Origin of the sequence: Nocardia sp. GP40, assembly GCF_050434125.1 — a bacterium.
In the GTDB taxonomy this organism is placed as follows: Bacteria; Actinomycetota; Actinomycetes; order Mycobacteriales; family Mycobacteriaceae; genus Nocardia; species Nocardia albiluteola.
Genome location: NZ_JBNPVW010000003.1, coordinates 450,701 through 473,765, shown reverse-complemented (window position 1 = coordinate 473,765; position 23,065 = coordinate 450,701). Strand labels below are relative to the sequence as shown.

General features: G+C 67.7%; 26 protein-coding genes and 1 pseudogene. 17 read left to right on the top strand and 10 right to left on the bottom strand.

Annotation, left to right across the window (positions count from 1 at the left end; all coding sequences use genetic code 11):
- Positions 1–5 precede the first annotated feature (5 nt).
- Positions 6–329, top strand: coding sequence for a hypothetical protein (locus tag ABH933_RS11215; RefSeq protein ID WP_429416869.1), 324 nt, complete (start codon positions 6–8; stop codon positions 327–329).
- Between the two features lie 4 nt (positions 330–333).
- On the opposite strand, the gene ABH933_RS11210 is transcribed toward ABH933_RS11215, so the two are convergent.
- The gene (locus tag ABH933_RS11210) at positions 334–1,266 is read right to left on the bottom strand and encodes a TAXI family TRAP transporter solute-binding subunit (protein ID WP_429416866.1); all 933 of its coding nucleotides are present in this window, start codon (positions 1,264–1,266) and stop codon (positions 334–336) included.
- Positions 1,263–2,735: a sensor histidine kinase gene (locus ABH933_RS11205; RefSeq protein ID WP_429416863.1), complete on the bottom strand. Its 1,473-nt coding sequence runs from the start codon at positions 2,733–2,735 to the stop codon at positions 1,263–1,265. Before ABH933_RS11205 ends, ABH933_RS11210 begins: the two co-directional genes overlap by 4 nt.
- Positions 2,736–3,351: 616 nt before the next feature.
- Here ABH933_RS11205 and ABH933_RS11200 point away from each other — a divergent pair.
- Both ABH933_RS11200 and ABH933_RS11195 read left to right on the top strand, forming a co-directional pair.
- The gene (locus ABH933_RS11200; RefSeq protein WP_215920467.1) at positions 3,352–3,711 is read left to right on the top strand and encodes a hypothetical protein; all 360 of its coding nucleotides are present in this window, start codon (positions 3,352–3,354) and stop codon (positions 3,709–3,711) included.
- Between the two features lie 131 nt (positions 3,712–3,842).
- Positions 3,843–4,586: a response regulator transcription factor gene (locus ABH933_RS11195; RefSeq protein ID WP_429416859.1), complete on the top strand. Its 744-nt coding sequence runs from the start codon at positions 3,843–3,845 to the stop codon at positions 4,584–4,586.
- Positions 4,587–4,601: 15 nt separating this feature from the next.
- On the opposite strand, the gene ABH933_RS11190 is transcribed toward ABH933_RS11195, so the two are convergent.
- Positions 4,602–5,444, bottom strand: coding sequence for a LysR family transcriptional regulator (locus ABH933_RS11190; RefSeq protein WP_429416856.1), 843 nt, complete (start codon positions 5,442–5,444; stop codon positions 4,602–4,604).
- A 27-nt stretch (positions 5,445–5,471) separates the two neighbouring features.
- On the opposite strand from ABH933_RS11190, the gene ABH933_RS11185 reads away from it, so the two are divergent.
- A complete protein-coding gene (locus tag ABH933_RS11185; protein WP_429416854.1) occupies positions 5,472–5,831 on the top strand; it encodes a hypothetical protein in 360 nt (119 codons plus the stop codon).
- Complete coding sequence (locus ABH933_RS11180; protein ID WP_429416851.1) at positions 5,828–6,559, top strand: SDR family NAD(P)-dependent oxidoreductase; 732 nt, start codon at positions 5,828–5,830, stop codon at positions 6,557–6,559. Before ABH933_RS11185 ends, ABH933_RS11180 begins: the two co-directional genes overlap by 4 nt.
- Positions 6,560–6,617: 58 nt before the next feature.
- On the opposite strand, the pseudogene ABH933_RS11175 reads toward ABH933_RS11180, so the two are convergent.
- From ABH933_RS11175 to ABH933_RS11160, 4 genes and pseudogenes are all read right to left on the bottom strand, one after another.
- Positions 6,618–7,602: pseudogene (locus tag ABH933_RS11175) on the bottom strand (FAD-binding domain-containing protein).
- Between the two features lie 135 nt (positions 7,603–7,737).
- Positions 7,738–9,105 (bottom strand): TIGR01777 family oxidoreductase, encoded by a 1,368-nt coding sequence (locus tag ABH933_RS11170; protein ID WP_429416845.1) that lies wholly within the window; start codon positions 9,103–9,105, stop codon positions 7,738–7,740.
- Positions 9,065–9,340: a hypothetical protein gene (locus tag ABH933_RS11165; RefSeq protein WP_429416842.1), complete on the bottom strand. Its 276-nt coding sequence runs from the start codon at positions 9,338–9,340 to the stop codon at positions 9,065–9,067. The genes ABH933_RS11170 and ABH933_RS11165 overlap by 41 nt, the downstream gene beginning before the upstream one ends.
- A 120-nt stretch (positions 9,341–9,460) precedes the next feature.
- Positions 9,461–10,216: a TetR/AcrR family transcriptional regulator gene (locus ABH933_RS11160; protein WP_429416839.1), complete on the bottom strand. Its 756-nt coding sequence runs from the start codon at positions 10,214–10,216 to the stop codon at positions 9,461–9,463.
- A gap of 102 nt (positions 10,217–10,318) precedes the next feature.
- On the opposite strand from ABH933_RS11160, the gene ABH933_RS11155 reads away from it, so the two are divergent.
- Both ABH933_RS11155 and ABH933_RS11150 read left to right on the top strand, forming a co-directional pair.
- On the top strand, positions 10,319–10,903 hold the full coding sequence (locus tag ABH933_RS11155) for a flavodoxin family protein (RefSeq protein ID WP_429416837.1): 585 nt from the start codon (positions 10,319–10,321) through the stop codon (positions 10,901–10,903).
- 116 nt (positions 10,904–11,019) lie between these two features.
- Entirely contained in the window at positions 11,020–11,277 is a 258-nt protein-coding gene (locus ABH933_RS11150; RefSeq protein ID WP_429416834.1) for a hypothetical protein, read from the top strand.
- A gap of 18 nt (positions 11,278–11,295) precedes the next feature.
- Here ABH933_RS11150 and ABH933_RS11145 read toward each other — a convergent pair whose 3' ends face one another.
- Positions 11,296–11,556, bottom strand: coding sequence for a hypothetical protein (locus ABH933_RS11145; RefSeq protein ID WP_429417777.1), 261 nt, complete (start codon positions 11,554–11,556; stop codon positions 11,296–11,298).
- Between the two features lie 419 nt (positions 11,557–11,975).
- Here ABH933_RS11145 and ABH933_RS11140 point away from each other — a divergent pair, with 419 nt between their 5' ends.
- Complete coding sequence (locus ABH933_RS11140) at positions 11,976–12,137, top strand: hypothetical protein (RefSeq protein WP_429416831.1); 162 nt, start codon at positions 11,976–11,978, stop codon at positions 12,135–12,137.
- Between the two features lie 94 nt (positions 12,138–12,231).
- Here the strand turns inward: ABH933_RS11140 and ABH933_RS11135 are convergent, their stop codons facing one another.
- Positions 12,232–12,858 (bottom strand): TetR/AcrR family transcriptional regulator, encoded by a 627-nt coding sequence (locus tag ABH933_RS11135; protein ID WP_429416828.1) that lies wholly within the window; start codon positions 12,856–12,858, stop codon positions 12,232–12,234.
- Between the two features lie 87 nt (positions 12,859–12,945).
- On the opposite strand from ABH933_RS11135, the gene ABH933_RS11130 reads away from it, so the two are divergent.
- The 7 genes from ABH933_RS11130 to ABH933_RS11100 all read left to right on the top strand — a co-directional run bounded on the left by ABH933_RS11130 (position 12,946) and on the right by ABH933_RS11100 (position 20,014).
- Positions 12,946–13,992: an SDR family oxidoreductase gene (locus tag ABH933_RS11130; protein ID WP_429416825.1), complete on the top strand. Its 1,047-nt coding sequence runs from the start codon at positions 12,946–12,948 to the stop codon at positions 13,990–13,992.
- A 135-nt stretch (positions 13,993–14,127) separates the two neighbouring features.
- Complete coding sequence (locus ABH933_RS11125; RefSeq protein ID WP_429416821.1) at positions 14,128–14,682, top strand: GNAT family N-acetyltransferase; 555 nt, start codon at positions 14,128–14,130, stop codon at positions 14,680–14,682.
- Between the two features lie 780 nt (positions 14,683–15,462).
- Complete coding sequence (locus tag ABH933_RS11120; RefSeq protein ID WP_429416819.1) at positions 15,463–16,347, top strand: hypothetical protein; 885 nt, start codon at positions 15,463–15,465, stop codon at positions 16,345–16,347.
- A 143-nt stretch (positions 16,348–16,490) separates the two neighbouring features.
- Positions 16,491–17,666 carry an MFS transporter gene (locus ABH933_RS11115; RefSeq protein ID WP_429416816.1) on the top strand — a complete coding sequence of 392 codons (1,176 nt, stop codon included), beginning with the start codon at positions 16,491–16,493 and terminating at the stop codon, positions 17,664–17,666.
- 139 nt (positions 17,667–17,805) lie between these two features.
- Positions 17,806–19,143 carry an MFS transporter gene (locus ABH933_RS11110; RefSeq protein WP_429416813.1) on the top strand — a complete coding sequence of 446 codons (1,338 nt, stop codon included), beginning with the start codon at positions 17,806–17,808 and terminating at the stop codon, positions 19,141–19,143.
- 21 nt (positions 19,144–19,164) lie between these two features.
- Positions 19,165–19,365, top strand: a complete 201-nt coding sequence (locus ABH933_RS11105) for a hypothetical protein (RefSeq protein WP_429416811.1) — start codon at positions 19,165–19,167, stop codon at positions 19,363–19,365.
- Between the two features lie 70 nt (positions 19,366–19,435).
- Positions 19,436–20,014 carry a hypothetical protein gene (locus ABH933_RS11100; RefSeq protein ID WP_429416808.1) on the top strand — a complete coding sequence of 193 codons (579 nt, stop codon included), beginning with the start codon at positions 19,436–19,438 and terminating at the stop codon, positions 20,012–20,014.
- A 27-nt stretch (positions 20,015–20,041) separates the two neighbouring features.
- Here ABH933_RS11100 and ABH933_RS11095 read toward each other — a convergent pair whose 3' ends face one another.
- On the bottom strand, positions 20,042–21,037 hold the full coding sequence (locus ABH933_RS11095; RefSeq protein WP_429416805.1) for an AraC family transcriptional regulator ligand-binding domain-containing protein: 996 nt from the start codon (positions 21,035–21,037) through the stop codon (positions 20,042–20,044).
- 117 nt (positions 21,038–21,154) lie between these two features.
- Here ABH933_RS11095 and ABH933_RS11090 point away from each other — a divergent pair, with 117 nt between their 5' ends.
- Both ABH933_RS11090 and ABH933_RS11085 read left to right on the top strand, forming a co-directional pair.
- Complete coding sequence (locus tag ABH933_RS11090) at positions 21,155–22,129, top strand: quinone oxidoreductase family protein (RefSeq protein ID WP_215920517.1); 975 nt, start codon at positions 21,155–21,157, stop codon at positions 22,127–22,129.
- A gap of 28 nt (positions 22,130–22,157) precedes the next feature.
- Positions 22,158–23,051: a TauD/TfdA dioxygenase family protein gene (locus ABH933_RS11085; protein WP_429416801.1), complete on the top strand. Its 894-nt coding sequence runs from the start codon at positions 22,158–22,160 to the stop codon at positions 23,049–23,051.
- Positions 23,052–23,065: the final 14 nt, after the last annotated feature.

Sequence of the window (23,065 nt, the reverse complement as noted above, 5' to 3'; positions counted from 1 at the left end):
AACACATGGCCGGCCAGATCGAGCTCGACCCGACCGAGCTGAAGGCAGCCGCCGAGCGGTCGAAGTCCATCGCCGACGCCATCGGCACGGCGCGCACCGCTCTGTTGCAAACCCTTACCGCCAACGGAAGTCCCTGGGGCAGCGATAGTTTCGGTGGTAAGTTCGCCAAAGGTGATCAGGGGTACGTGGCCGCGCGCGACAGTCTGCTCGCGGGCATGGCCAACCTGGCCGGGACGTTCGAGCAGATCTACCAGGGGCAGGTGGACGCCGCGAACTCCTTCGCGGAGACCGAGACCGTCCGGACCAAGCAGTTGGCGGCCGTTGCCTGACCATTCAGCGGTGTGCCCGGCGATAGGCCCGGATGGCGCCGGGGTGTAGCCGGACCGGCCACGTATCTATCAGCGATCCGTCGTCCATGAACTGCGACCCGGCGGAGCCGTCGACGAGCTGATGCGAATGGCGTAGCAGTAGGTCGGTGAGGCTCTCCGCGGCGGCGTCCGGCAGGTGCGGATCGACCACCAACAATACGGACACGCCGATGGTGTGATACTGAGCGGGAAGCTGGTAGATATCCTGGCTGATCTGCACTCGATCGTAGAACGAAGGATAGCGCCGGCGCAGCGGAGCGGTCACATCGTCCAGATCCAGAAGCCTCGTGGTGCGGGAGATTTCCAGTTCCGGGGTGGGTATCCCACCGAGCCAGACGACCGCGTCGACGCTCCGATCACGCAGCGCCGCAACCGAATTCTCCAGAGGCAGGTAGCTGACCCGGCTATCGTCGCCCGGCCGCAACCCCGCGGCCTGCAGTATCCGCATGCCGGTCAGTGATGCTCCGGATCCCTTGGCGCCCAACATGATCCGCGCGCCGCGAAGGTCGGCCAGGTGCCGCACGGGACTGTCGGGCCGCACCACGACCTGCGTGTACGCCTCGTACAGGTTGCCTACCGCGCGGCATCGGGTGATATCCGGAGTGACCGCGTCGGCCATGACCAGCGCGGCGTCCACACGACGCCCGGTCAGCAGGTGCAGATTGTCCATCGCCCCCAGGCTGGGCACCTCCTGAATCCGCACCCCGCTGCCCGCTGCGGCGGCCACCAGCACGTCACGGAACATTCGGGTCGGCCCCATCGAACCGATGGCGATCCGGATCGGGAACGGATCGGGATCGCGCTCTGGCGTAGTGAACGGTACGCCGATCGCGCCGGACACGGCTCCCGCGGTCAGTGTGAGGAAGGTTCGCCGCCCGATCCCGGCGGACCGGTTCACCGCGCGCACGGTTCGCTCCCGCGCCCTGCCGGTGATCGTGTCGTTGCCGTATCGGCAAACGCCGTGCCCGCCAACGGCATACACAGGATCAGGCGCAGCCCGCGCGGGTCGGCCGGCTCGAGCAGCAGGGTGGCCCCGTGCCGGTGCGCGAGCGCGGCAGCGATGGTGAGCCCCAGGCCCGACCCTCCTGCCGCCGCGCCCCGCCCGCGGAAGAACCGCTCGGTCAGGCGTGCGATATCCGCCGCGGGCACCCCGGTTCCGTCATCGGTGACCGAGACGGTCACCGCGCCGGGCTCGCGCCGGATCAGCACCGTGGTGCTCGCCCCGTCTCCGGCGTAGCGGCACGAGTTGCTCAGTGCCACATCGAGAATCTGAATCAGCGCGCTCTGCGGGAAGGCGGTCTCGGCCGTGGGCGCGGGCGTGTCGAGCCGTAGCGTCCGCCCGGCCTTCGCGAAGGCCGAATGCCACGCGTCCACCCGGTCGGCGGCGGCGAGCAGCGCGTCGCACCCGGCGGTGTCGCTGTCGGTGCCGGTACCGGCGCGGCCGAGCTGAGAATCGGTGGGCGTCTCCGCGACCGCCAGGGCCAGCAGCCCGTCCAGCAGCGCGGTGAGCCGGTGCACCTCCCGCACCGAGCCCTGGAAGTTCACCTCGGCCTCGCCCCGCACCGCAGGCTCCAGGGACTCCAGTCGAATTGCCAACGCGGCCAGTGGGTTACGCATCGCGTGCGCGGTGTCGGCGACGAGCTGACGCTGCGCGTCGACCGAGTCGGCCACCGTCAGCGCGAGGGTGTCCACCGAACGGGCCAGCGCGCGAATCTCCGGCGGACCGTTCTGTGCGTCTTCGATGGGGCGATTATCCCCGCGCGGGGTGGGCAGTGCCGCGGTCAGCTCGCTCACCACGTGTGACAGCCGGTCCAGTGGACGCAGAATCCATTGCGCCAGACCCAGAGCCAGGACGGTGGACGCCCCGAGCGCGATCAGCGCCCCGGCGAGGATGCCGCACCAGCCTGCTCCGATGTCCGCGCGTGCGCCAGCGGTGTTGACGACGAGCAGGACGGCCCCGCGCATCTGTTCCGGGTCGCCCCAGTGCCGTGTGACGAGTATGTGCGCCGGACCCCAGGGCCGCAGCGAATCGATTGCCGGACCCGGTAACTCGTTGGCGCCGGCCTCGGACAGGGCCGTTCGCACCGTGCGATCCTGCAGGTGTACGCCCGTGTTGCAGCGCACCCGGCCCATGGCGTCGACCAGCACCAGATCCTCGCCGTACAGGTCGTGAAAGCGCTGTGCCTGCGGGCACAGCTTATTCTTGTTGCTGGTAGACATGGCCGCGAACCGGTCGGCGTCGCGGGTGCGCTCCAGCACGAGCTCTCGGGTGCGGCCGGTGGCGATCGCCTGCGCGAACGGAACGGCGAAGCACGTCACCGCGATTGCCGCCAGCAGGAGCAGAATGGTCAGGAGCCGTCGACGCATACGCCCTCGGTCACCCGAGCGTTTCAGGCGGTGAAACCGATGTGGATGCTGTCGGCGTGCGCTGCCTCCGCCCTCCATCGACGGTAGCCGTCTGCATCGTCGTCCCAATGCCTTTCGATCCGCGGAACCGGCGGTCGAGGCTGGCCCATAGTCAGTCAACACAAGATGTTCGCTAATGTCCAGTGAACTCGGTTTCCGCTGGTACCAGCCGTATTAGGGCGAGACGCCCGACCGTATCGGTATGGCGGTGGCCGGACTGGATGGACCGAGACAGGTGAACAGCGCGCGAACAAACGTATCCGCAGGATTCCGGGGACGCACAGGCCGTGCCGTATGCCTAGCCTTCGCGATCGAAGAAGGTGTCGAGGAGTGCGTGTTCCGCGCCTCCTCCGAAGCTGGTCGCGAATGGTTCGGTGGTGTATTTATCAATTGAATCAAAACTTCTCAAGAAGTTCTAAAGATTACCAAGGAAATCAAGAATTATCCAGCCTTTCATAATTATTTATATTCGGGTTGACCCAGTCGGAATTGTGCACCTAATTTCGGAGGAGCGTCGCTTCGTGATACCGACCCATCGCGGCGGCGGTTGAGGGACTATGGAGAGGCTGGACTTCCCGTGGAGGAATTCGACAAGCGTGTACGCCGGAATCGCCGTATCGCACGGACGGTCCCCGAGGCCGAGCGGGCCGCTTCGCTCCAATCGGCGCAGGAGGTGCTGCGCCGCACGCGCCAGGACCGCGCCCAGCTCGAACAGGCGCGCCTGTTCCATGCCACCCTTCTGGATAACGCGGAGGAACTGCACGAGGAAATCCGGCTGCTGCAGGAGGAATTGCGGGAGATCCACCGAAATCTGAGCGGTCTGCGCCGTCGGTTCCCCAGTCTGGTGTCGGGGGCACCCCGGACCGTGGGCCGCCGGACGGTCGGTCTGGAGTCCGAGGACGCCCAGGCTCGGCAGCGAGGCAATGTCAGCGCCTGAGATTCGGTAGAGCGTGCCGATCGCTGCCGCCGACCCGGCAGTTGCGTTGTCGCCCAGATGGGCTGGTGCGTCGACAAGTCGCCGACGATTCGTTTAGCATCACGCTTTGCCAAGGGTCGGAAGGGTATGCGGTGCATGTGGTGTTGGTGGAAGACGATGAGGGTGTTGCCGGAGCCGTCATCGATGGGTTACGCGCACACGGATTTCCGCTCGTGGACCACTTCCGCGAGGGCTTGGATCTGCTGACCTCGTACCCCAAATACGACGTGGTGATCCTCGACCTGGGCCTGCCCGATGTGAGCGGGTATCTCGTACTGCGCCAGCTTCGCAAGGTCAGTTCCGTTCCGGTGGTGGTGCTCACGGCCGATAGCAACGAGTGTGCCGTGGTGTCCTGCCTGCGCGCCGGCGCGGACGACTTCGTGGTCAAACCGCCTCGCGTGAGCGAGCTGGCCGCCCGCCTAGAGGCGGTCACCAGACGCCGGAGCGGGGACGAACGGCCCCCGGCCGTCGTGGTCCTAGGGGATATCCGGGTGGATGTGGTCGCGCGGACCGTGGATGTGGCGGGCGAGCCGATTCAGTTGACCCAGAAGGAATTCGAGCTTGCGCGGGTGTTGGCCGAGAGGGCCGGCGCCGCGGTGAGCAGGGACCAGATCATGACGGAGATCTGGGGCGAGACGACGCCGTCGGTCTCTCGTTCGCTCGATGTTCATATGGGTGCCCTGCGGGCCAAGCTGAATCGTCCCGGCCGGATCGCCACGATTCACGGTTACGGCTACCGGTGGTCGCGCTCGGCCGATTCCGCGATGCTCGGTGGCGTGCACCCCGATAGGAATAGAGCCATCGGTGTTTCGAACCCGGTAAGGCCTTGGGGCTGAAGCAAACTGACCTGATCAGTGATCGCGATGAGCCAGCGCGGCGGCGACGAACGAGGCGACCAGTGGCCGGCGGTCGCGCTTGTTCCAGGCGAGTACGAGGCGGCTGGGTGGTGCGTCGGTCACCGGTACGCAGACCAGGCCCGGCGGCACGGGCTCGACCAGCGATCGGGGCAGCACCCCGATCATCCGGCCCACGGTGATCATGTGTAGCAACTGGACCACGTCCGCGACTTCGGGGCCGTGGCCGCTACCGCCGGGGATCCCCTTCCACCGCGGCAGTGTCTCTCCGTCCAGATCGGACATGCGTGCCGACGCGTGGGCGGCCAACCGGTGTCCGGACGGGACGATGACCACACGGTCCTCGGTGTGCAGCGTTTCGTGGGCCAAGCCCTCGAGGTCGTCGAAGGGCACGTAGAGCAGGCCGACGTCGGCCCGGCCATAGCGCAGGAAGTCGGTGCGGTCGGTAGGGCCGCTGAACAGGATGTCGACGCGGCGCGCGTCGGGCTGGTGGGAGTATTCGGCCAGCATCCCGGACAGCAGGCCGGCGTCGCCGCCGGGTTTGAGGACGAGCCGCAGGTGGGCCTGGCTGTCGCCGGCGCGGCGGGTGTTGCGGATGGCCGCGCTGACCGCGTTGAGGGCATGTCGCCCGTGTTCCTGTAACGCCTCACCGGCCGGGGTGAGCGCGACGTGCCGGCTGGAGCGGACGAACAGCGGGACTCCAAGGCGGGTTTCGATGCGCCGGATCGCCTTGGACAGCGCCGGCTGGGCTATCGAGAGCCGGACGGCGGCCCGGCCGAAGTGCAGTTCGTCGGCGACCGCGAGGAAGTATTCCAGTTCGCGGGTCTCCAGTTCACTCATGCCTGCAGGTTATCGCAGAAGATCGAAATGGTCTTGGACGCCTCCGCTGAAGGCACGAAGAATGGCTGCATGATCACTCATACGATGATTGTTTCCTTCGATCAGCCCCTTCCGGATACCGACCTCGATCAGTATCTGAACGATATCGAACAGGTGATGCGCGGCACCGGTCTGGTGCAATCGTTCGCGGCTCGCCGCCACCTCGCCATCCCCGGCGAGGAGGCTATTGCGGCACTGATTGCGACCGCGGTCGTGCAGGTCGGCGTGGCGGACATGGACGCACTGGCGAAGGCCTTCGCCGCGCCCGATACGCACGAGGTGATCGATCGCTGGCAGGCGCGGCACCCGTACCACGTCGCCTGGGCCAACCACGAGCCGCTCGCATGAGGGCAGGACTGGTCACCGGTGCCGGCAGCGGGATCGGCCGCGCGGCGGCGCAGGCTTTCGCCCGCACCGGCGCGGCGGTGGCCGTGATCGACGTCGACGAGAGCTCGGCGGGCGAAACCGTGGAGCTGATCGAGAAAGACGGCGGCGCGGCCTTGGCCGTCGCCGCCGACATCGCCGACGAGGAATCGGTGCGCGCCGCCGTCGAGCGCACGGTCGCGACCTTCGGCAGCCTCGATTTTGCCGTGAACAACGCCGGAATGGCCTCGCACCACCGGCAGCTCGACCGGATGCCCCTGGCCGAGTTCGAGTGCGTGGTCAAGGTGAACCTGGCTGGGACCTTCCTGTGCATGAAATACGAACTGCCGCAGCTCGAACGCGGCGGCGCGATCGTCAACGTCGCCTCCAACGGCGGCCTCTACGCGATCCCCACCGCCCCGGCCTACGTGGCCGCCAAGCACGGCATCGTCGGACTCACCAAGGTCGCCGCGGTCGACTACGCGCCCCAGGGGATCCGGGTCAACGCCGTCTGCCCAGGGCCCACCCTGACCCCCGGATTCGAGCAGGTCGCGGCCGGCACCGACATGATCGCGCGCGAGGCCGCGAGCACACCGCTGGGACGGCTGGCAACCCCGGAGGAAGCCGCCGCCGCGGCCGTCTGGCTGTGCTCGGATGCCGCGTCGTACATCACCGGCATCGCGCTGTCGGTCGACGGTGGGCGGCGGGCATGAGAACGACTGGTGCAGCAGGCGCCGGTCCGTCGCGGCCATACCGTGTTCCGGCCGCTCCTCACATGCCGTTGACCTCGACGATCGGCGGCGGGTAGTCCTGTGCCAGAGTCAGTGCCTGCCACGGCCGGTGGACGGCACCTCCGGGCAGAGCGGCCAGTTCAGGAATCCAGCGGCGGACGTACACACCGTCGGGGTCGTGGCGTTCGGCCTGCAGGATTGGGTTGAGGATGCGGTGCGGGCGGGTGTCGGTGCCGGTGCCAGCGGCCCACTGCCAGTTGAGCTGGTTGTTTGCGATGTCGGCGTCGAACAGCCAGTGCAGGAAGTGGGCAGCAGTCGACGTGCAGGGTCTTGGTGAGGAAGCTCGCGGCGATCAGCCGGGCCCGGCCCGGCATCCAGCCCTGGGCGAGCAGTTGCCGCATCGCGGCGTCGATCACGGGAAACCCGGTGCTGCCCGCCCGCCAGGCATCGGCCGCATATGGGTCGAAGCGTGGCGGAGCCGGTGGTGGCCGGTAGTCGGTCCAGGCGAGTTCGGTTCGCGCGGCGAGCAATTGGTGGTGGAAGTCGCGCCAGGCCAGCTGCCGGGCGAAGGCATTGCCGCCGGTTGTGGACAGATCGGTGCGGTGCACCAGTTCGGCCGCCGACAGGCAGCCGAAGTGCAGGTAGGGCGACAGCCCGGAGGTGGCGTCGGCGGCCAGTTCGTCACTGTGCGCACCGTATTGCTCGACGGGCCCGGACAGCCAGGCGCGCAGCAATTCCCGGCCGGTCGTCTCGCCACCGACGGCCAGCAGGGGCGAACCGTGTTCCGGGCACAGCTTCGCCGCGGCCGGTATCCGGCCCGGGTCCAGCTCCGGTGCCGGCAGCGAATCCGGGGCCGGGTAGGCCGTCCGGATCGGTGTCTGTAGCCAGCGCCGGAAATATGGTGTGAACACCGCGAAATGGGCGGCGCCGGACGACGGCCGGAGCGCGCCGGGCGGCACCGCGGTCACCGAGTCCCGCACTGCGGAACTGTCTGCCGCGCAATGGGATCGAATCCGTACCGGCATCATCGCCGCCGGTATGAACCCGTGCTTATACCTGACCTCACCCACCACCGGGGGAATCGACACCATCGAACCGCTGTGCACCCTGCGACCTGTCACGTGAGCCCGCCGGGACCTGGTTCCGGCGGGCTCGCGGCCTTACCCATCGCCCGTGCCACCACCCGCGCGACCGAGTACATGACGTAGACAGGAGTCCAGATCTGGGTGGCGAAACCGGTATCCGGCCGCGATGAGGCGAGCGGGGGCCACCCGTTGACTGGCCGCCGCCAGCTCCCGGGCGCCCTGCTCACCCAGCAACACCGCAGGACCCCAGCGCGGTACCGGCAGCAGCGCGGGCCGGCGCAGCACCCGCGCCAACGCCGCGGTGTAGTCGATGTTGCGCACCGGATTCGGGGCCACCGCGTTCACCACCCCCGACAGCTCCGGATCCCATAGCGCCCGGTGATAGATCTCGACCAGGTCGTCGATACCGATCCACGACAACCATTGCCGGCCGTCGCCGATCCGGCCGCCGAGCCCAGCGGCGAACAGCGGACGCAACAACCGAAGCGTGCCGCCACGCGGGGATTGCACGATACCCGTGCGGATCCGCACCACACGCGTACCCGACTGTGCCGCGGGCCGGGCCGCGTCCTCCCAGCGCTCCACCAGCTCGGCCAGGAAACCCAGCCCGCGCGAAGAAGTCTCGTCCAACAGTTCGTCACCGTGATCAGGTCCGTAGTAGCCGATGGCCGAGGCCGTGACGAACGTCGGCACCCCGGCCGCGGCAGCACGGTCGGCGAGAGCTCCGGTGGGGCCGACCCGGCTGTCGGCGAGAGCGCGGCGGTGCGCGGCGGTGAACCGGCCCGCGATCGAAGCGCCCGCCAAATGCACCACGGCGTCGACACCGTCGAACAGATCGGCCGCAGGCGCCGCGACGTCCCATTCTCGCTCGTCCGCACTGCAGGCCGGGCGGCGGACCAGCCGGATCACGGTGTGCCCACCGGTGGTCAGAAACGCGGATAACGCCGATCCGACCAGGCCCGACGAGCCGGTCATCGCGACCACCGTCGGCCGGAAGCCCTGGGCGTTCGCGCGGTGATGCGCGGCGAGGTCATCGGCGAGCTGCCGGTAGCGGTAGTCGAACATCGGCCGCAGCAGTCGCGCAGGGACAGGCGTGGTAACCGTATCCGCGACCCGGGTGCGGCCGTGGTCGGCCGCCTCGAACTCGTGGATGTGCCGCCATGGCACCAGTCGTCCCACCGGTGCGGACGTAAGTCCTTCGACCGCGGTCTCGTCGGCAAAAGACCGTGGTGGATCGTAGGCTGCCGGCACGTGCCGGGCCACCCACCGCAGCCCGCCTGGCAACCGCAGAACCGCGCAACCGTCACACAGGGAATCGGCCTCGGCCACGATCGTCACCGGATGCCACGGAGGCACCAATCTGGCCAGCGCCCCCGGGCGGGAGAACCACTCGAAGACCTCGTCACGCGATTGGGCCACCACACTCGAACACTCGATGCCCATCACCCGACTGTAACCCCCCTCCACCGATAGGCTTGACCAGTGCCGATGCATCAGCGCGGCCCCTTTGTGGCGTATTCGGGTCCCACCCCATGTTGGCGAACAGTTCCCGGTTCGCGGCGCGGGCCGCGTCGAGCTCTTGGTCGCGTTCCTCCAGTTCTGCGGTCAGTGTGACGATTTGCTGGCTGATCACGCCATCGGTTTGAAGAAAGGTCAACCGGTTCAGGAACGCTTGCATGTCCTTGCGGGACAACAGTTGCGGTGGGTCGCGCAATAGGGGTGGCGGCCGACCGCGTGCTGGGCGGCACGTTCGGCGGCATCGGGCAGATCCGGTTGGCCGGACCAGGCTCGATGCCGTTCAGGGACGCCCGCGTTCCCCGAGCCTCGTGAGCCACTCACGCAGCAGACCGGCCTCGGCCGGACTGAACAGCTCTCGCGTCAGCGGGTCGGCGCCACCCTGGGGCGAAAGGACCGCGAGCAGGGCATCCGCGCGTGCCGACGTGATCACCTCGGGATCGTTCCCCGGCGTCGGTTCGGTGGTCACCGAGTCGAGCACCGCGTCACGAAGCGGCTTGATCAACTGTGGATCGCGCAGCGATTCGGGTTGTGCCAGCAGTAGGAGGACCGCACCCGTGGTGGAGGCTTCGATGGCGCGCGTCGCCGCCTCCACGGGAACTCGGAGACGTCCTTGGGTGTTCGTGCGCTCGAGCATGTGCCGCAGGATGTCATTGTTCTCCTGGGCGGCCGCCGGTCGCCGCCCAGGTCGCACGTTGCCGTACATGAGTGCGTAGATCGCCGGGTTCGTGAGCCCGAACTCGACATGAATGTCCCACCCTCGGCGGAGGTCGTCGACGGCGTTTTCGCTCGGCTCGAACGCTCGCTTCTCGGCTAGGTAGGTCTCGAACCCGAAACTGGCAATGCTGTCGAGCAATCCGTCCTTGTCCTGGAAAAGGCGGTACAGCGTCGGGGTTTGCACCCCGGCTGCCGCCGCGACCGCACGCGTGGAGATGCCGGTTGGGCCAACCTCGGCCAGCAGTTTCACCGCGGCTTCGAGGATGCGCTCCCGCTGGTCGTCCCTGCCGCCTGCCGTTGTTCGCTCGAGGTCGCCTGCCATATGCCGATGGTAACAGAAATTCGTTGACGTTGACATTGACGATGTCACGTCAATACAGTTGCCACTGTTAACAACAGTGCTCACAACGAGAACGGAACTTGCATGAACCCCATCACCGTCGCGATCGCCTACTTCTCCGGCTACGGGCACACCCTCGAGCTGGCCACCGCCGTCCGAGACGGCGTCGAGTCCGTCGCCGACGCCGACGCCGCAATGGTGAACGTGGCCGTCCCGGCAGAGATCGACTGGGAGGCGCTCGACGCGGCCGACGCGATCATCTTCGGCACTCCCACCTACATGGGAACGGCATCCGGCGCGTTCCACGTCTTCGCCGAAGCGACCTCGAGCCGCTGGTCGAGGCAGGCGTGGAAGGACAAGCTCGCCGCTGGATTCACCAACTCGGGATCCATGAGCGGCGACAAGTTGCATACCCTGCAGTACCTGTCCCTGCTTGCGGCCCAGCATGGAATGCATTGGATCAGCCTCGGCCTGATGCCCGGCTGGAACACGACAACCAGCAGCGAAGACGACCACAATCGGCTCGGCTTCTACCTGGGCGCAGGCGCGCAAACCTGGAACGACCAGGGCCCCGAGGCGGTCCACGCGGCCGATCTCGCCACAGCGCGATTCCTCGGCACACGGGTTGCCACCCAAGCCCGCGTCTACCGCGGCGCAGTCCTGGCCTGACGCGTACCGCTCTGGGCGAGACCCGCTGTCTGTGGCACCTCGAGCAGCGCCCACCGGTCCACACGACCGCGGCCCTGTCCGCCACGGGGAAGGTCGCGGCCACCGGCAGCGTCGCGATGACCGGGCACGTGGGTTTCGCCTACGCGGTCGACGGGCAACTCCTGGTGTTCCACACCGATAACCGCTTCGACATAGCCGACCTCGACGACCACGTACCGTCGCAGCAGGTGCGGGCTGCGGCCGAGGCTGCCGGCACCGTCGATGCAGCGTTCGACGATGGGATCACGATGCGGATGATCTGTGCCCTTGCCGGGCTGCCCCGCACCCTGGACGAGCTTCGCGACGTTCCGCTGGTGATCGCGCCGCACGAGTAGTGGCTGGAGGACTTGGGGTCAGCCGCGGGGACCAGCTCGGTGAGTTCGTGGCGGGATGTCGGAATCGGTACCCGCACCGAGCAATCCGTTGACCACATGCCGTGCCATGCTCACGCTGTCGTCGTCGCCGAGGCGCAGTGCCAGATTGACGGCATTCAGCACGGCGGCGACTTGGAAGGCGGCCTCCTCGGGATTGAGGGGCGCGATCTCGCGGGCCGCGGCGGCCAGCCGGAACTGCGTCGCGAGAATCGCGACCCAGTCCCGCTGTTGCTGCCGCAGCGCATCCCGGACCGGCCCGGGCCGGCTGTCGAAGATCGGCAGGGGTGGTTCCTGAGTATTGCCCTGTGGTTGGAGAACGCGGCCCGCTACAACACCCTCGAGACCGGGTTCGCCATCGTCCCTGGCCCCATCCTGGTACCCATCTTCGCCGCGGTCAGTGAGCGACTGATCAAACGCGTGCCGGTGGGAGTCGTTGTGGCCCTGGGGGATCTACTGTTCGCCGGCGGCGTGCTGCTCGTGCTGGCCGCTGCGTCCACGCCCGTGCGGTACGTCACCGAGGTGCTGCCGGGGTGGGCGATCTCCGGCATCGGCATCGGCCTCGCGCTGCCCAGCATGATCGCCTCCGCGGCCGTCGATCTGCCGGCGGACCAGTCCCTACCGGGAGTGCCGTGGTGAACACCGCGCGCCAGCTCGGCTAGGTGTTGGGCGTCGCCGTCCTGATCGCCGTCCTCGGGTCGCTCGATGTCGCGGCCGACCGGATGCTGAGCGCGTTCCGGCACGGCTGGTTGTTCGTCGCCGTCGTTGCTGTAGTCAGTGCGGCAACAGCATTCGGCATCACCTCGCGTAATCGTCAGTTGTAGCCGGAAATTCAGGTAGGTGACCATGCCGACATCGGCAATGACCGAACAGTCCGATCCGCCTGTGCCGCTTCCGATCGTCGCGGTGAACAGAGGCTCAGTCGCGGTCGGTTGTGACGAGGGCGGCCAGCATGTGGGTGACGCGGGCGGCGAGTTCGGGGGTGTCGATGCCCATGTGGGCGGCGCGCTCGCCGAGTTTGCCGTCGAGGATCAGTGAGGCCAGGCCGTGGGCGAGGCTCCAATAGGTGAGGGCCAGGGTTTCCGCGTTCTCGGCGGGGACTATCCCGGCTCGGACGGCGTCGGCGATGGCTTGTTCCAGGACGGCGAAGGCGGCGTCGCCGGCGTCGCCGGCGACGGTGTGCTCGGCGTGTTTGCCGGACTCGACCAGTTCGGGGCGGAACATCAGGCGGAAGTAGGACGGATAGGTGACCGCGAACTGCACGTAGCTGTCGACCATGGCGGACAGTGCGGCGGCCGGATCGGCGGCGGCGCGCGCGGTGAGCAGTTCGTCGCGCAGTAACTCGAAGCCGCGCGCCCGGAGTGCCGCCAGCAGTGCGGCCCGGTCGGCGAAGTGGTGATACGGCGCACCGGGGCTCACCCCGGCTTCGCGTGCGACTCGGCGCAGGCTGACCGCTGCCAGCCCTTCGGCGTCGATGAGCCGCAGGGATACCCGCAGCAACTCCTCGCGGAGGTCGCCGTGGTGATAGCGGTCCTTGGTCGGCATGCGACGAGGGTACGGGGTTGACACTGCCGACTCCTCTGATCTATACAGTGATTACATTCTAAACACTGCTCAAATTGGAGTGCGGCAATGTCCGATCTCGTTCTAGTCACCGGCGCCTCCGGCTATCTCGCTGGGCACGTCATCACCGAACTGATCAGTAACGGCTACCGCGTGCGTGGGACGGTGCGCTCGTCCGGTCGCAGCCGGATGCTCGACCACCTGCCGAACACAGTCGAACTCGTCGAGGCCGACCTGAGCTCGGATCGAGGCTGGGATGCGGCGTTGGGCGGGTGCCGATTCGTCGCGCACACCGCCTCTCCCTTTCCGGTCGGCGTTCCCGAGGACGAGAACGAGCTCGTGCGGCCCGCCGTGGACGGCACCGGACGGGTGCTGCGCGCGGCCGCGGCCGCGGGTGTCGAGCGCGTCGTGCTCACCTCGTCCTGCGCCGCGATCTCCGGCGGCGACTCCCGCGGACGCTTACTCACCGAACAGGATTGGGCCGATCCGGAGAGTATCGAGGCCTACTTCAAGAGCAAGACCCTCGCCGAGCGTGCCGCGTGGGACTTCACCGCAGAGCATCCGGAACTCGAGCTGGCCGTGGTCAATCCGGCCATGATCATCGGACCGATCCAACATGCCGGCGAGCCCGGCACCTCCGTCGCCGGCATCCGTGCCCTGCTGGCCGGAGAGATGCCCGGCGTGCCGCGACTGGCGTTCGCCACCGTGGATGTTCGAGACGCGGCCGTCGCGCACCGGCTGGCATTGACAACGCCGGGGGCGGCGGGCAACCGCTACATCCTTGCCCGCGAACAGCTTTCGTTTCCGGACATGGCCCGGATCCTCGCCACCCGGTATCGAATCACCACCCGCGTGCTCCCCGACTTTCTGGTGCGCCTCGCCGCCCGCTTCGACGCGAACGCCCGCGCCGCCACCCACTATCTCGGCCGCACGGAACACGTCTCGGCGGCCAAGGCCCGCAGTGAACTCGGCTGGACCCAGCGCCCTGTGGAGCAGACTCTGTTCGACACGGCCGAAAGCCTCATACGATTCGGGTTGGTCACAGATCCGGGCAGGCCGAAACGCGCACCGGCCGTGGGCAACAGCGCCACTTCCGCCGGAATCCGCACCACCTGAACCGGATCGGCTGCCGCAATCCAGATCTGCGTCGGCGACATGATGGCCGAGGCCGGGGGAGACGCCGCCTGACCGAAGCTGGTTCAACCGATATTCCGATGCGACCTCCGAAGGTCGTATGGGAGGGTGGCCCGCATGTCTCAACATCCGGTGGCCTCGAACGACAGTCGCCCGCTTCCGCAGGTGCGGATAGTGCACCTGAACCGTGCGACGTTCGAGGCTCTCGCCGGTGGTGACCTCGCTGCGGCGAATGCGGCGAGCCCGGTGCCGCTGACAGCGGTCTTTGCGGGTCCGGATTCTCGGCGGCTGTGGCAGATGCGTTGTGCGCAGGTCGAGAAGGATCCGGTCAGTGCGGGGTGGGTCACCGGCGTCATCTGGGACGAACAAGAGCGACTTGCCGTGGGCCGGGCGGGTTTTCACGGGCTTCCCGACGCCTCTGGGATGGTTGAAATCGGCTATGCCGTCGACCCGGAATACCGACGTCGCGGCTATGCCCGTGCGGCGCTGGAGTATTTGCTGCGCCGCGCCAACCGCGAGCCGCAGGTGCAGACGGTTCGAGTCACAATCAGCCCCGAGAATCTCGCCTCGTATACGCTGGCATCGCAGTACGGGTTCATCGAGGTGGGGGAGCAATGGGACGAGGAAGACGGCCTGGAGATCATCTACGAGGTCGCGGCAGCAGAGGTGTAGGCCTGCCGGGAGACGTGGAGGGGATGAGGTCTCTTCGCCCCCTTCTCATTCTGCGTCAGCCGATCGGCGATCGTCGAATTGCCTTCCGGGTGAATAGGATGCAGCCGTGACGTACCCGCCGCACGGCCCGGTCCCGGGGCAGCCGCCAGCCCCCGCGCATCTGCCGAACCAAGCGATGCCCGGGCAGCCGGCCGCGCCGACGTATCCGCCGTACGAACCGGTCCCCGGGCAGTCGGCCGTACCGACGAATCTTCCGAACCAACCGCTCCCCGGGCAGCTGCCCGCGCCGGCGAAACTTCCGAACCAGCCCGTCCCCGGGCAGCCGGCCGCGCCGACGTATTCTCCGAACCAACACGAAACCTCCTGGCGGGCACCGGCATATACATCGGGGATCTGGTCGACAACGGCAACACGATTTATCGCATCCCGGCCAACGGCGCCGAAGCGGGGTTCGAATACCTGAATGTCAAAACGGGACTGCACCTTTCGGCGACGCACCTCGCCAATATCGCAGCGGTGAAGACATTCATAACCAGTGCCGGGCTTTGAGGCTCGTTGCAAAACCTCACTGCCGCAAACCCACCCGGATCAACGCCCCTTCCTGGCCGTATGCGGCAGGTCCCTGTTCGGCCGTCCGACGACCTCCTGCGGCATCTCCTTCGAGCAGGCGAGCGCGAAGTCGGCTTTCTCGGCTCTGCGGGCCCTGATCGATGTCCGGACCGGCGGGTTGCTGTGCAGCGCTGCGGATGTCATCTCGGCAACACCGATAGGCTGACGGGCATGGACCGTCCGGACTCTTCGCTGACCTACGACGAAGCGCTGCGAAAGGCGCGCGGTCATGCGCGGGATCCGGACAGTCTGATCCATTATCGCCACGAGGGGCTCGAAAATGCCCGCTATGGGCGAGGTTTTGCCTTCGCGGAGACGATCCGAAGTGATCGCGGCGACATGGACGCCTATGTCCTGGTGACCGCGACGGCCTACCACAGCGGGATACTGTGGGAGGGCACACCAACCATCGATGCGGCAATCGCCGAACATCTGGCTCAGGCCGAACATATCAACAGGCACATCCCCGACAGCGAACTCTCGGTGCTGCAGCAGGTAGCGCTCGAGGCCTTCGATACTGGTCTCACGCGCATCGACGAGTTCCCCTTGCGTCGGGCGCTCAATGCCGAGCAGGCCGATTACGCCGAGTTCATTCTGCTGGTCCTGCGGCGCAACCGCACCGAGGGGGACACCGGTCGCAAGATCCTCGCCCGGTACGACCTGCTGTTGGAAGACCGGACCCCCGGTCGTCGATACACCCAGCCCTGCCCCCGCTGTCGGCAGCCGACGACCTACAACGAACGCTATCCCCGGGCGGTTTGCCCACCGTGCCAGCGTCGCGCCACCGACCGCGCGGGGCGCAGGGTCACCGGTTTCAACATCGACCTCAGTGGCGGAATGATCGCCTACTACAGCGACACGGTCGATACCGCAGACGGGTCCAAATACGAAGAATGCGTTGAGGTCAGCGAGACCGGTAGGTGTTTCATCGACGGACAACCGGCGATCATGGAGGAGGAGCGCTTGGGCGGGATTCTGGTCCAAATGGAGCATGCGCCCGAGCCCCCGGCACCGCAGAGCCGCTTACGTCGCCTTCTCCGTTGGTCGCGCCGGTAACCGGATCGCGAATGCGCCGTCGCGCAAATCAGTTGGCGCAGTTCAGTCGCAAGGCCCCGAGCCCTGAATCCTTGTGCAGGGCGTGGATACGAGTCGGCTGGATCCGCGGGCAGTGACCGTGGAGCGGGCAGTGCGGATTGTCGGTGAGGTCGCGCACGCCCTCGCATTACGCGCACGCTCGCGGGGTTCTGCACCGGGATGTGAAGCCCGCCAATATCCTGCTGGCGGCGGCCGAGGCGGGACGGGCCGAGCGCGCGGTGCTGACCGATTTCGGCATTGCCCGGCTGCTGGCCTCCAACACCCAGCTCACCTCCAGCGGAACCTTTGTTGCCACACTGGCATTCGCCTCGCCCGAGCAGCTTTCCGGCGATCCGGTGGACGCGCGCTCGGATCAGTATTCGCTCGCCTGCAGCCTGTATGCCCTGCTCGTCGGGCAGTCACCGTTCGCCGCCGCCGAGCCTGGGCAGGTGGTGGCGGGGCATCTGGCCAAACCCGTGCCGCCGATCGCCCGGCCCGATGTGCCGCCGCAGCTGAATGCGGTGATTGCGCGGGGAATGGCGAAGAATCCGGGCGAAAGGTTCTCCAGTGCGGGCGAATTCGCGGCGGTCGCGATGGGTGCGCTGCAGACTGCTGTGCCTGCCGCGGCACCGACCGTGCACTACGCCGGGGCCGCGCGGGCGCCCGGCTTCGCTCCGCCGCCCATGCCCGGCCCGCAGCCGTTCGGTGTGTACCCACCGCCCGTTCCGGTTGCCGCCGGGCCGCGTAATCCATGGGTTGCGTTGTGTGCCTTGCTGATCGGCGCGTTCTTCGTCGGTCTGACCTCGGACGGCCTCGGGCCGGCATACGCAGAGATCATGAAGAACATCTACATCACCGGCCTGGCACTGCTGATGCTGGGCGCGGTCGGATGCTTCCTCGCGGCGAATATGGCGATGCTCACCGCGTTCTTTGCCATTCAGGGGCTGGGCATGGGGCTGATGCTTCCCCAGCCGCTGGCCGTCATCATACGAACCTTCCCGCCGGAACGGCGCGGCGCGGCGCTCGGTGCGTGGGCGGGCGGTCGGGGCCCTCGCGGTCCTGCTCGGCCCGGCCGCGGACGCCGCGCTGGTCGACCTGATGAGCTGGCGGATGATCTTCGTGATCGACATTGCGGGCCGCGTTCGACCGCGACCCCGCAAAGACCGACGGACACACCTGCGAGTACGAGGAATGACGGCTGCGGGAGATGCGGGGAGCTACTGCCGCCGCCCGCACCGGCGACCCGGCTGCGCGGCGCCACTGCTGCATGTCCCGTGATGGGCGGAATTGTGTCCCGGTGAGGTAAGCGTGGGGTGCATTCGCTCCCTAGTGTTGTGTGCGTCACATCGAGCGGACCGCGGTATTCGATGCCGCGCCCGCCGATTCCCTCGGTACCGGTGGGCGGTTCGTCGTGCCCGCCGGTTTTTCGTAGGAGCGCCAATGCAGTTGCGTACCAACCCTGTCGGGCCACCGCCCCGGACCGCCGGAGTCTCATCCGAGGCGGGTTCGGGCCGCTCCGAGCGGTATCCCTGGCTCGTATTCGTCTTGGCCTTCGGGCTGCTGCTGGCGGACTACATGTCCAGGCAGGTCCTCAGTGCGGTGTTCCCGCTTCTGAAAAGCCAATGGGGGCTGTCGGATTCGAAGCTGGCCTCGCTCGGCAGCGTGGTCGCGCTGATGGTGGGCATCCTCACGTTACCGCTGTCGTTGCTCGCCGACCGCTGGGGGCGGGTGCGCAGCCTGGTTCTGATGGCGGTGCTGTGGAGCGTCGCCACCGTGATGTGCGCGGCAGCGAGTGATTACTCGCAGATGCTCGGCGCCCGCTTCCTCGTCGGGGTCGGCGAGGCCGCCTACGGCAGCGTCGGAATCGCCGTTGTACTCGGCGTATTCGCGGCTCGCAGGCATGCGACGCTCAGCGGTGCGTTCATGGCGGGCGGTTCGTTCGGATCCGTGCTCGGCGTGTGGTTCGGGGGACTGGTCGCCGTTCATCTGGGGTGGCGGTGGTCGTTCGCGGTGATGGCCGTGGCTGGTCTGGTGCTGGCCCTGCTGTTCAGGCTGCTAGTGAGCGAGGGGAAGTTGGCCCGGCATGCCGTCTCCTCACCGGGAGTCGCTGATTCCCTCGTGCCCAAAAAATTTCGAGCACCGGTGTCGACCTTGTTCACCAACCCGGCGGTGTGGTGCGCGTACATCGGTAGCGGAACGCAACTGTTCACAGCGGCCGTGCTGTTGTCGTGGATGCCGAGCTTTTTCAATCGTTACTACCATCTGGCGCCCGACAATGCCGCCGGACGCGCGGCGCTGGTCGTGCTGCTCGTCGGCGCGGGAATGGTGTGCTGTGGCATCGTCACCGACCGCATCGGCCGGGTGCACACGGAGTACAAGTGGCGCACGGCCATCGCGTTCTGCCTGATCTCGATGCTCTGCCTCGGGATCGGATTCAGTTTGAATCCCGGTGGTCCGCAACTGATTCTGATCGGCATCGGCGCCTGGTTCTCCGGCGGCTCCTCGGGACCAGCGGCCGCGATGGTCGCCGACCTCACCCACCCCTCGGTGCGTGCGTCGGCGATGGGCACGCTGACCCTGGTCAACAGTCTGCTCGGACTTGCGTTGGGGCCCTTCGTCGTCGGCATTCTCGCCGATCACGTCGGATTGTCGGCCGCGCTCCGGCTCGCGCCGCTGTCCTGCCTCGTCGCGATCGCGGCGCTGGCCGTGGGCAGCCGCTCGTATCCCGCGGGACTACGCAAACTCGCCTCCCTGGAACCCTGTCGCACCTGGCAGTGATCCGCCGAAGGCCTTGGCGGCGTGGGTGAATGGCCACGCTGCGAGCAGGACTTCGCGCTGATCGAGCCGAAGTACCCGAAGTGCGCAGGCCGCCCGGGTCTGCGCCGCATCAACGAAGATGAGGAAGTCAGTGAAGAAGGAAATCGGTACAGTCCTCGTCGCCGCGACGGCGATAACTCTGTCGGCAGCGACGGCGTCTGCCGCGCCGCCACCCCGGAATGACGGTGCGGCCGTTCATTACACGGTCGCTCGCGACGGTGATTCGGCGGTCCTCACCGTCGGTGACGGACATGTGAAGATTGCCGATGATCAGTTGATCGTCACCGATCTCACCGGCAATCCGGTGGCGGCCGTGCCGCTGACCTATCGCGTGGACAACCTCGCCTATCCGGTCACCGCGCGAATCAGCGGCGCCACAGCGACTCTCACGCCGTCCAGGAGCAACCCGCGGCCGCTGCCGGATGTCTCCCGCCACTCGATCGTCACCGCCGAGCAGGCGGCCGAATCCTTCACCCCGCGGGACAGCCAGGCCCTGGGGGCGCTGTCGCAGCGCATGGCGATCGCCGCGGCGGTGAGTGCGGTGCTCGGCGCGGTGCTGGGCGGCGGCATCGGCTGCCTGGTCGGAGGCGCGGCCGGTGCGGCAATCTCCAGTCCGGTGATCGTGCTGCTGCTGCCGTTCGTCGGGGCCACCATCGCCGGGTGCGTGCTGGGCGCGGCGACGCTCGGCGCGGTCGGGTCGATCGCCGGAATCATCCTGGCCGGTGGGCCGATCGCGCTCTTCTCGGCCATCCAGTACTTCTCCACCGTCCTGGCGCCCTGCCCGCCGCAGCTGCCCTACTGCAAGGACCCGGCTCAACCGTCCGGGAAATAGCCGCCCGGGGTGGGCCGCACGCGGCCGTCACCGCGTGCGGCGCCACCGGCTCGGACTGGATCCGAAGTGGGTGCGGAACCAGCGGGTGAAGCTGGCGGGACTGGAGAAGCCGAGCAGATCGGCGACCTCGGTGAGGGAACGCTGCTGGTTGCCGACGAGTCGTCGCGCGAGGTCCTTGCGCGTGCTGTCGAGGATGTCGGTGAAGGTGTGTCCCTCCGTCGCGAGGTGGCGGTGGATGGTCCGCCGGTCGATGCCGAGGCTGCGTGCGACCTGTTCGACGGTGCAGCGGCCGGTCGGGAGCAGGAGTTCGATGAGCTCCTGGACGCGGTCCCGCGTCGTCGCGCCCGGTCCGGTGTGCGCCGAGTCCAGCACCTGCTGGGCATAGGGGCGCAGGAGCGGATCCGACAGCTGATTGGGGGTGTCGAGATCCGTTGTGTAGACGGTCATTCCGGTGAATTCGCGGTCGAACCGCAGGTGCGGCCCGAACAATCGCAGATGGGTCTCGCGATCGCGGGGGGCCGGATGCGTGAACGTCGTCTCGACGGGTTGCCACCGGGCGCCGAGGAAGACGCGCAGGATTCCGTGCAGCGCGCCGGTCGCGAGCTCGGTGGCCTGCCGGGTGCCGCCCGGTTGGCCGATGTCCAGATCCAGGCGAATCGTGGCGATGCCGTTGCGTTCGGCGAGCCGGATGCGCAGCGATTCGTTGTACATGTGCTGATGGCGCACCATGACGGTGAGCGCGCTGCGGACGTCCGGCTCCTCCCTGATGACCGGGCTGAGCGGGCCGAGATTGGACAGGCGGCGGCGCTCGGCGAGCAGCAGGCCGAAATCCTGGCGCCCGGATTCGGCGGCGGACCGTTCGAGCAGTTCGGCGACGGCGGCCGCGGGGACCCATCGATCCTGCAGGCTCAGGCCGGCCGGATCCAGGCCCGTCTCGCGGACCAGCCGGGCCGGGTCGAGGCCGAGGGATTGCCCGAGGCCGACGTAGTCGTTGAGGGCCGCGTACCGGGCCAACGGCTTCACAGCTCACTCCATGTCCCGAGAAGGTCAGCAATGTGTCCCCTGAAGTTAAGCACACGACCCGTTCCCCGCCTACTGTCGGATGCATCACATCCGCCGCGCAGAACAAGGAGATGCACTGTGGCACAGGCTGTTCGCTTCTACGAGATCGGTGGGCCGGAGGTGCTGCGGTGGGAACGCGCCGAGGTTCCGGCTCCGGGTCCCGGCGAGGTCCGGATCCGGCACGAGGCCGTGGGGCTGAACTTCGCCGACACCTATTTCCGGACCGGGCTGTATCCGGCCGCGCTGCCCGCCGGGATGGGCGTGGAGGCGGCCGGGGTGATCGAGGAGACCGGCCCGGGCGTCACCGAGTTCGCACCCGGTGATCGCGTCACCTACACCGGCAGCCCGCTGGGCGCCTACAGCACCGAACGGGTCCTGTCCGCCGAGCACCTGATCCGGCTGCCGGACTCGATCGCCTTCGACACCGCGGCCGCCATGACCATGCGCGGGCTCACCACGGCGTATCTGCTGCGGCGGATCCATCCGCTGCGGGCCGGGGACACCGTGCTGCTGCATGCGGCAGCGGGCGGGGTCGGACTGATCTTCCTGCAGTGGGCGAAACTGTTGGGGCTCACCGTGATCGGCACCGTCTCCACCCCGGAGAAGGCCGAGATCGCCCGCGCGCACGGTTGCGATCACGTGGTGATCTACACCCGGGAGAACGTGTCCGACCGCGTCCGCGAGATCACCGGCGGCGCCGGGGTGCGCGTCGCGTACGACAGCATCGGCAAGACCACGTTCGACACCTCGCTGGATTCGCTGGCGCGGCGCGGACTGCTGGTGTGCTTCGGCACCGCCTCGGGCCCGATTCCGCCCATCGATGCGATGCAGCTGGCGATCAAGGGATCGGTGTTCGTGACCCGGCCTGCCCTGGCCGATTACATCGCCGATCCCGCCGAACGCGCCGAACTGGCGGGGGAGTTGTTCTCTCACGTGGCCGCGGGACGGATCCGGATCGAGATCAACCAGAGCTACGAGCTCGCCGACGCCGTGCGGGCGCACCGGGACCTCGAGGCCGGGATCAGTGTCGGCTCGTCGGTGCTGCGGCCCTGAACAATTCGAGAAGACTGAAGGAGTTTCGATGAATACCGTTGCACCGCTGGAACATCGGGCAGTCGATGCAGCGCTCGAGGCGCGGCCGCTGACCTGTCATATCGGCGCCGAACTCATCGATGTGGATCTCGCCGCCGTCGCACACAGCGACGAGCTGTTCGCTGACCTGCGGGCGCTGCTGCTGGAGTACAAGGTGCTGTTCGTGCGCGATCAGGACATCTCCCGCGCCGATCATGTTGCGCTGGCACGTCGTTTCGGTCCGCTCGAGGATCATCCCGTGCTGGGCAGCGACCCGGAGAATCCCGGTCTGGTGCGCATCTACAAGGATCTCGACAGCGCCCCGGAGCACTACGAGAACTCCTACCACTGCGACGCGACCTGGCGGGAGTGCCCGCCCATGGGCAGCGTGCTGCGGTGCGTGCAGGGCCCGCCGGTCGGCGGGGACACCATCTGGGTGAACATGGCCGAGGCGTACCGGCGGCTGCCCGAATCGGTGCGCGAGCGGATCGACGGCCTGCACGCCCGGCACTCGATCGAGGCGAGCTTCGGCGCGGCGATGGCCCCCGAACAGCGGCTGCAGCTGCACGCCCGGTACCCCGACGCCGAACATCCCGTCGTGCGCACCCACCCGGAGACGGGCGAGAAGGTGCTGTTCGTGAACTCGTTCACCACCCACCTCGTCGACTATCACACCCCCGAGCACGTGCGCTTCGGCATCGACTACGCCCCCGGGGCCGCGGAACTGCTGCAGTACCTGATCCGGCAGGCGAGCGTGCCCGAGTTCCAGGTGCGCTGGCGGTGGACCGAGAACAGCTTCGCGATCTGGGACAACCGCTGCACCCAGCACTACGCCGTGCAGGACTACTGGCCCGCGGTGCGCCGCATGGAGCGCGCGGGCATCGTCGGCGACAAGCCGTTCTGAAATCTCCAGTACAT

Bases quoted from the DNA above. Each gene is read 5' to 3' on its own strand.
- ABH933_RS11215 (WP_429416869.1), top strand. From the start codon at position 6: ATGGCCGGCCAGATCGAGCTCGACCCGACCGAGCTGAAGGCAGCCGCC.
- ABH933_RS11185 (WP_429416854.1), top strand. From the start codon at position 5,472: ATGGTCTTGGACGCCTCCGCTGAAGGCACGAAGAATGGCTGCATGATC.
- ABH933_RS11150 (WP_429416834.1), top strand. From the start codon at position 11,020: ATGACCGGGCACGTGGGTTTCGCCTACGCGGTCGACGGGCAACTCCTG.
- ABH933_RS11125 (WP_429416821.1), top strand. From the start codon at position 14,128: ATGTCTCAACATCCGGTGGCCTCGAACGACAGTCGCCCGCTTCCGCAG.
- ABH933_RS11170 (WP_429416845.1), bottom strand. From the start codon at position 9,105: ATGGGCATCGAGTGTTCGAGTGTGGTGGCCCAATCGCGTGACGAGGTC.
- ABH933_RS11085 (WP_429416801.1), top strand. From the start codon at position 22,158: ATGAATACCGTTGCACCGCTGGAACATCGGGCAGTCGATGCAGCGCTC.
- ABH933_RS11110 (WP_429416813.1), top strand. From the start codon at position 17,806: ATGCAGTTGCGTACCAACCCTGTCGGGCCACCGCCCCGGACCGCCGGA.
- ABH933_RS11130 (WP_429416825.1), top strand. From the start codon at position 12,946: ATGTCCGATCTCGTTCTAGTCACCGGCGCCTCCGGCTATCTCGCTGGG.
- ABH933_RS11160 (WP_429416839.1), bottom strand. From the start codon at position 10,216: ATGGCAGGCGACCTCGAGCGAACAACGGCAGGCGGCAGGGACGACCAG.
- ABH933_RS11135 (WP_429416828.1), bottom strand. From the start codon at position 12,858: ATGCCGACCAAGGACCGCTATCACCACGGCGACCTCCGCGAGGAGTTG.
- ABH933_RS11205 (WP_429416863.1), bottom strand. From the start codon at position 2,735: ATGCGTCGACGGCTCCTGACCATTCTGCTCCTGCTGGCGGCAATCGCG.
- ABH933_RS11190 (WP_429416856.1), bottom strand. From the start codon at position 5,444: ATGAGTGAACTGGAGACCCGCGAACTGGAATACTTCCTCGCGGTCGCC.
- ABH933_RS11155 (WP_429416837.1), top strand. From the start codon at position 10,319: ATGAACCCCATCACCGTCGCGATCGCCTACTTCTCCGGCTACGGGCAC.
- ABH933_RS11120 (WP_429416819.1), top strand. From the start codon at position 15,463: ATGGACCGTCCGGACTCTTCGCTGACCTACGACGAAGCGCTGCGAAAG.
- ABH933_RS11165 (WP_429416842.1), bottom strand. From the start codon at position 9,340: ATGCAAGCGTTCCTGAACCGGTTGACCTTTCTTCAAACCGATGGCGTG.
- ABH933_RS11180 (WP_429416851.1), top strand. From the start codon at position 5,828: ATGAGGGCAGGACTGGTCACCGGTGCCGGCAGCGGGATCGGCCGCGCG.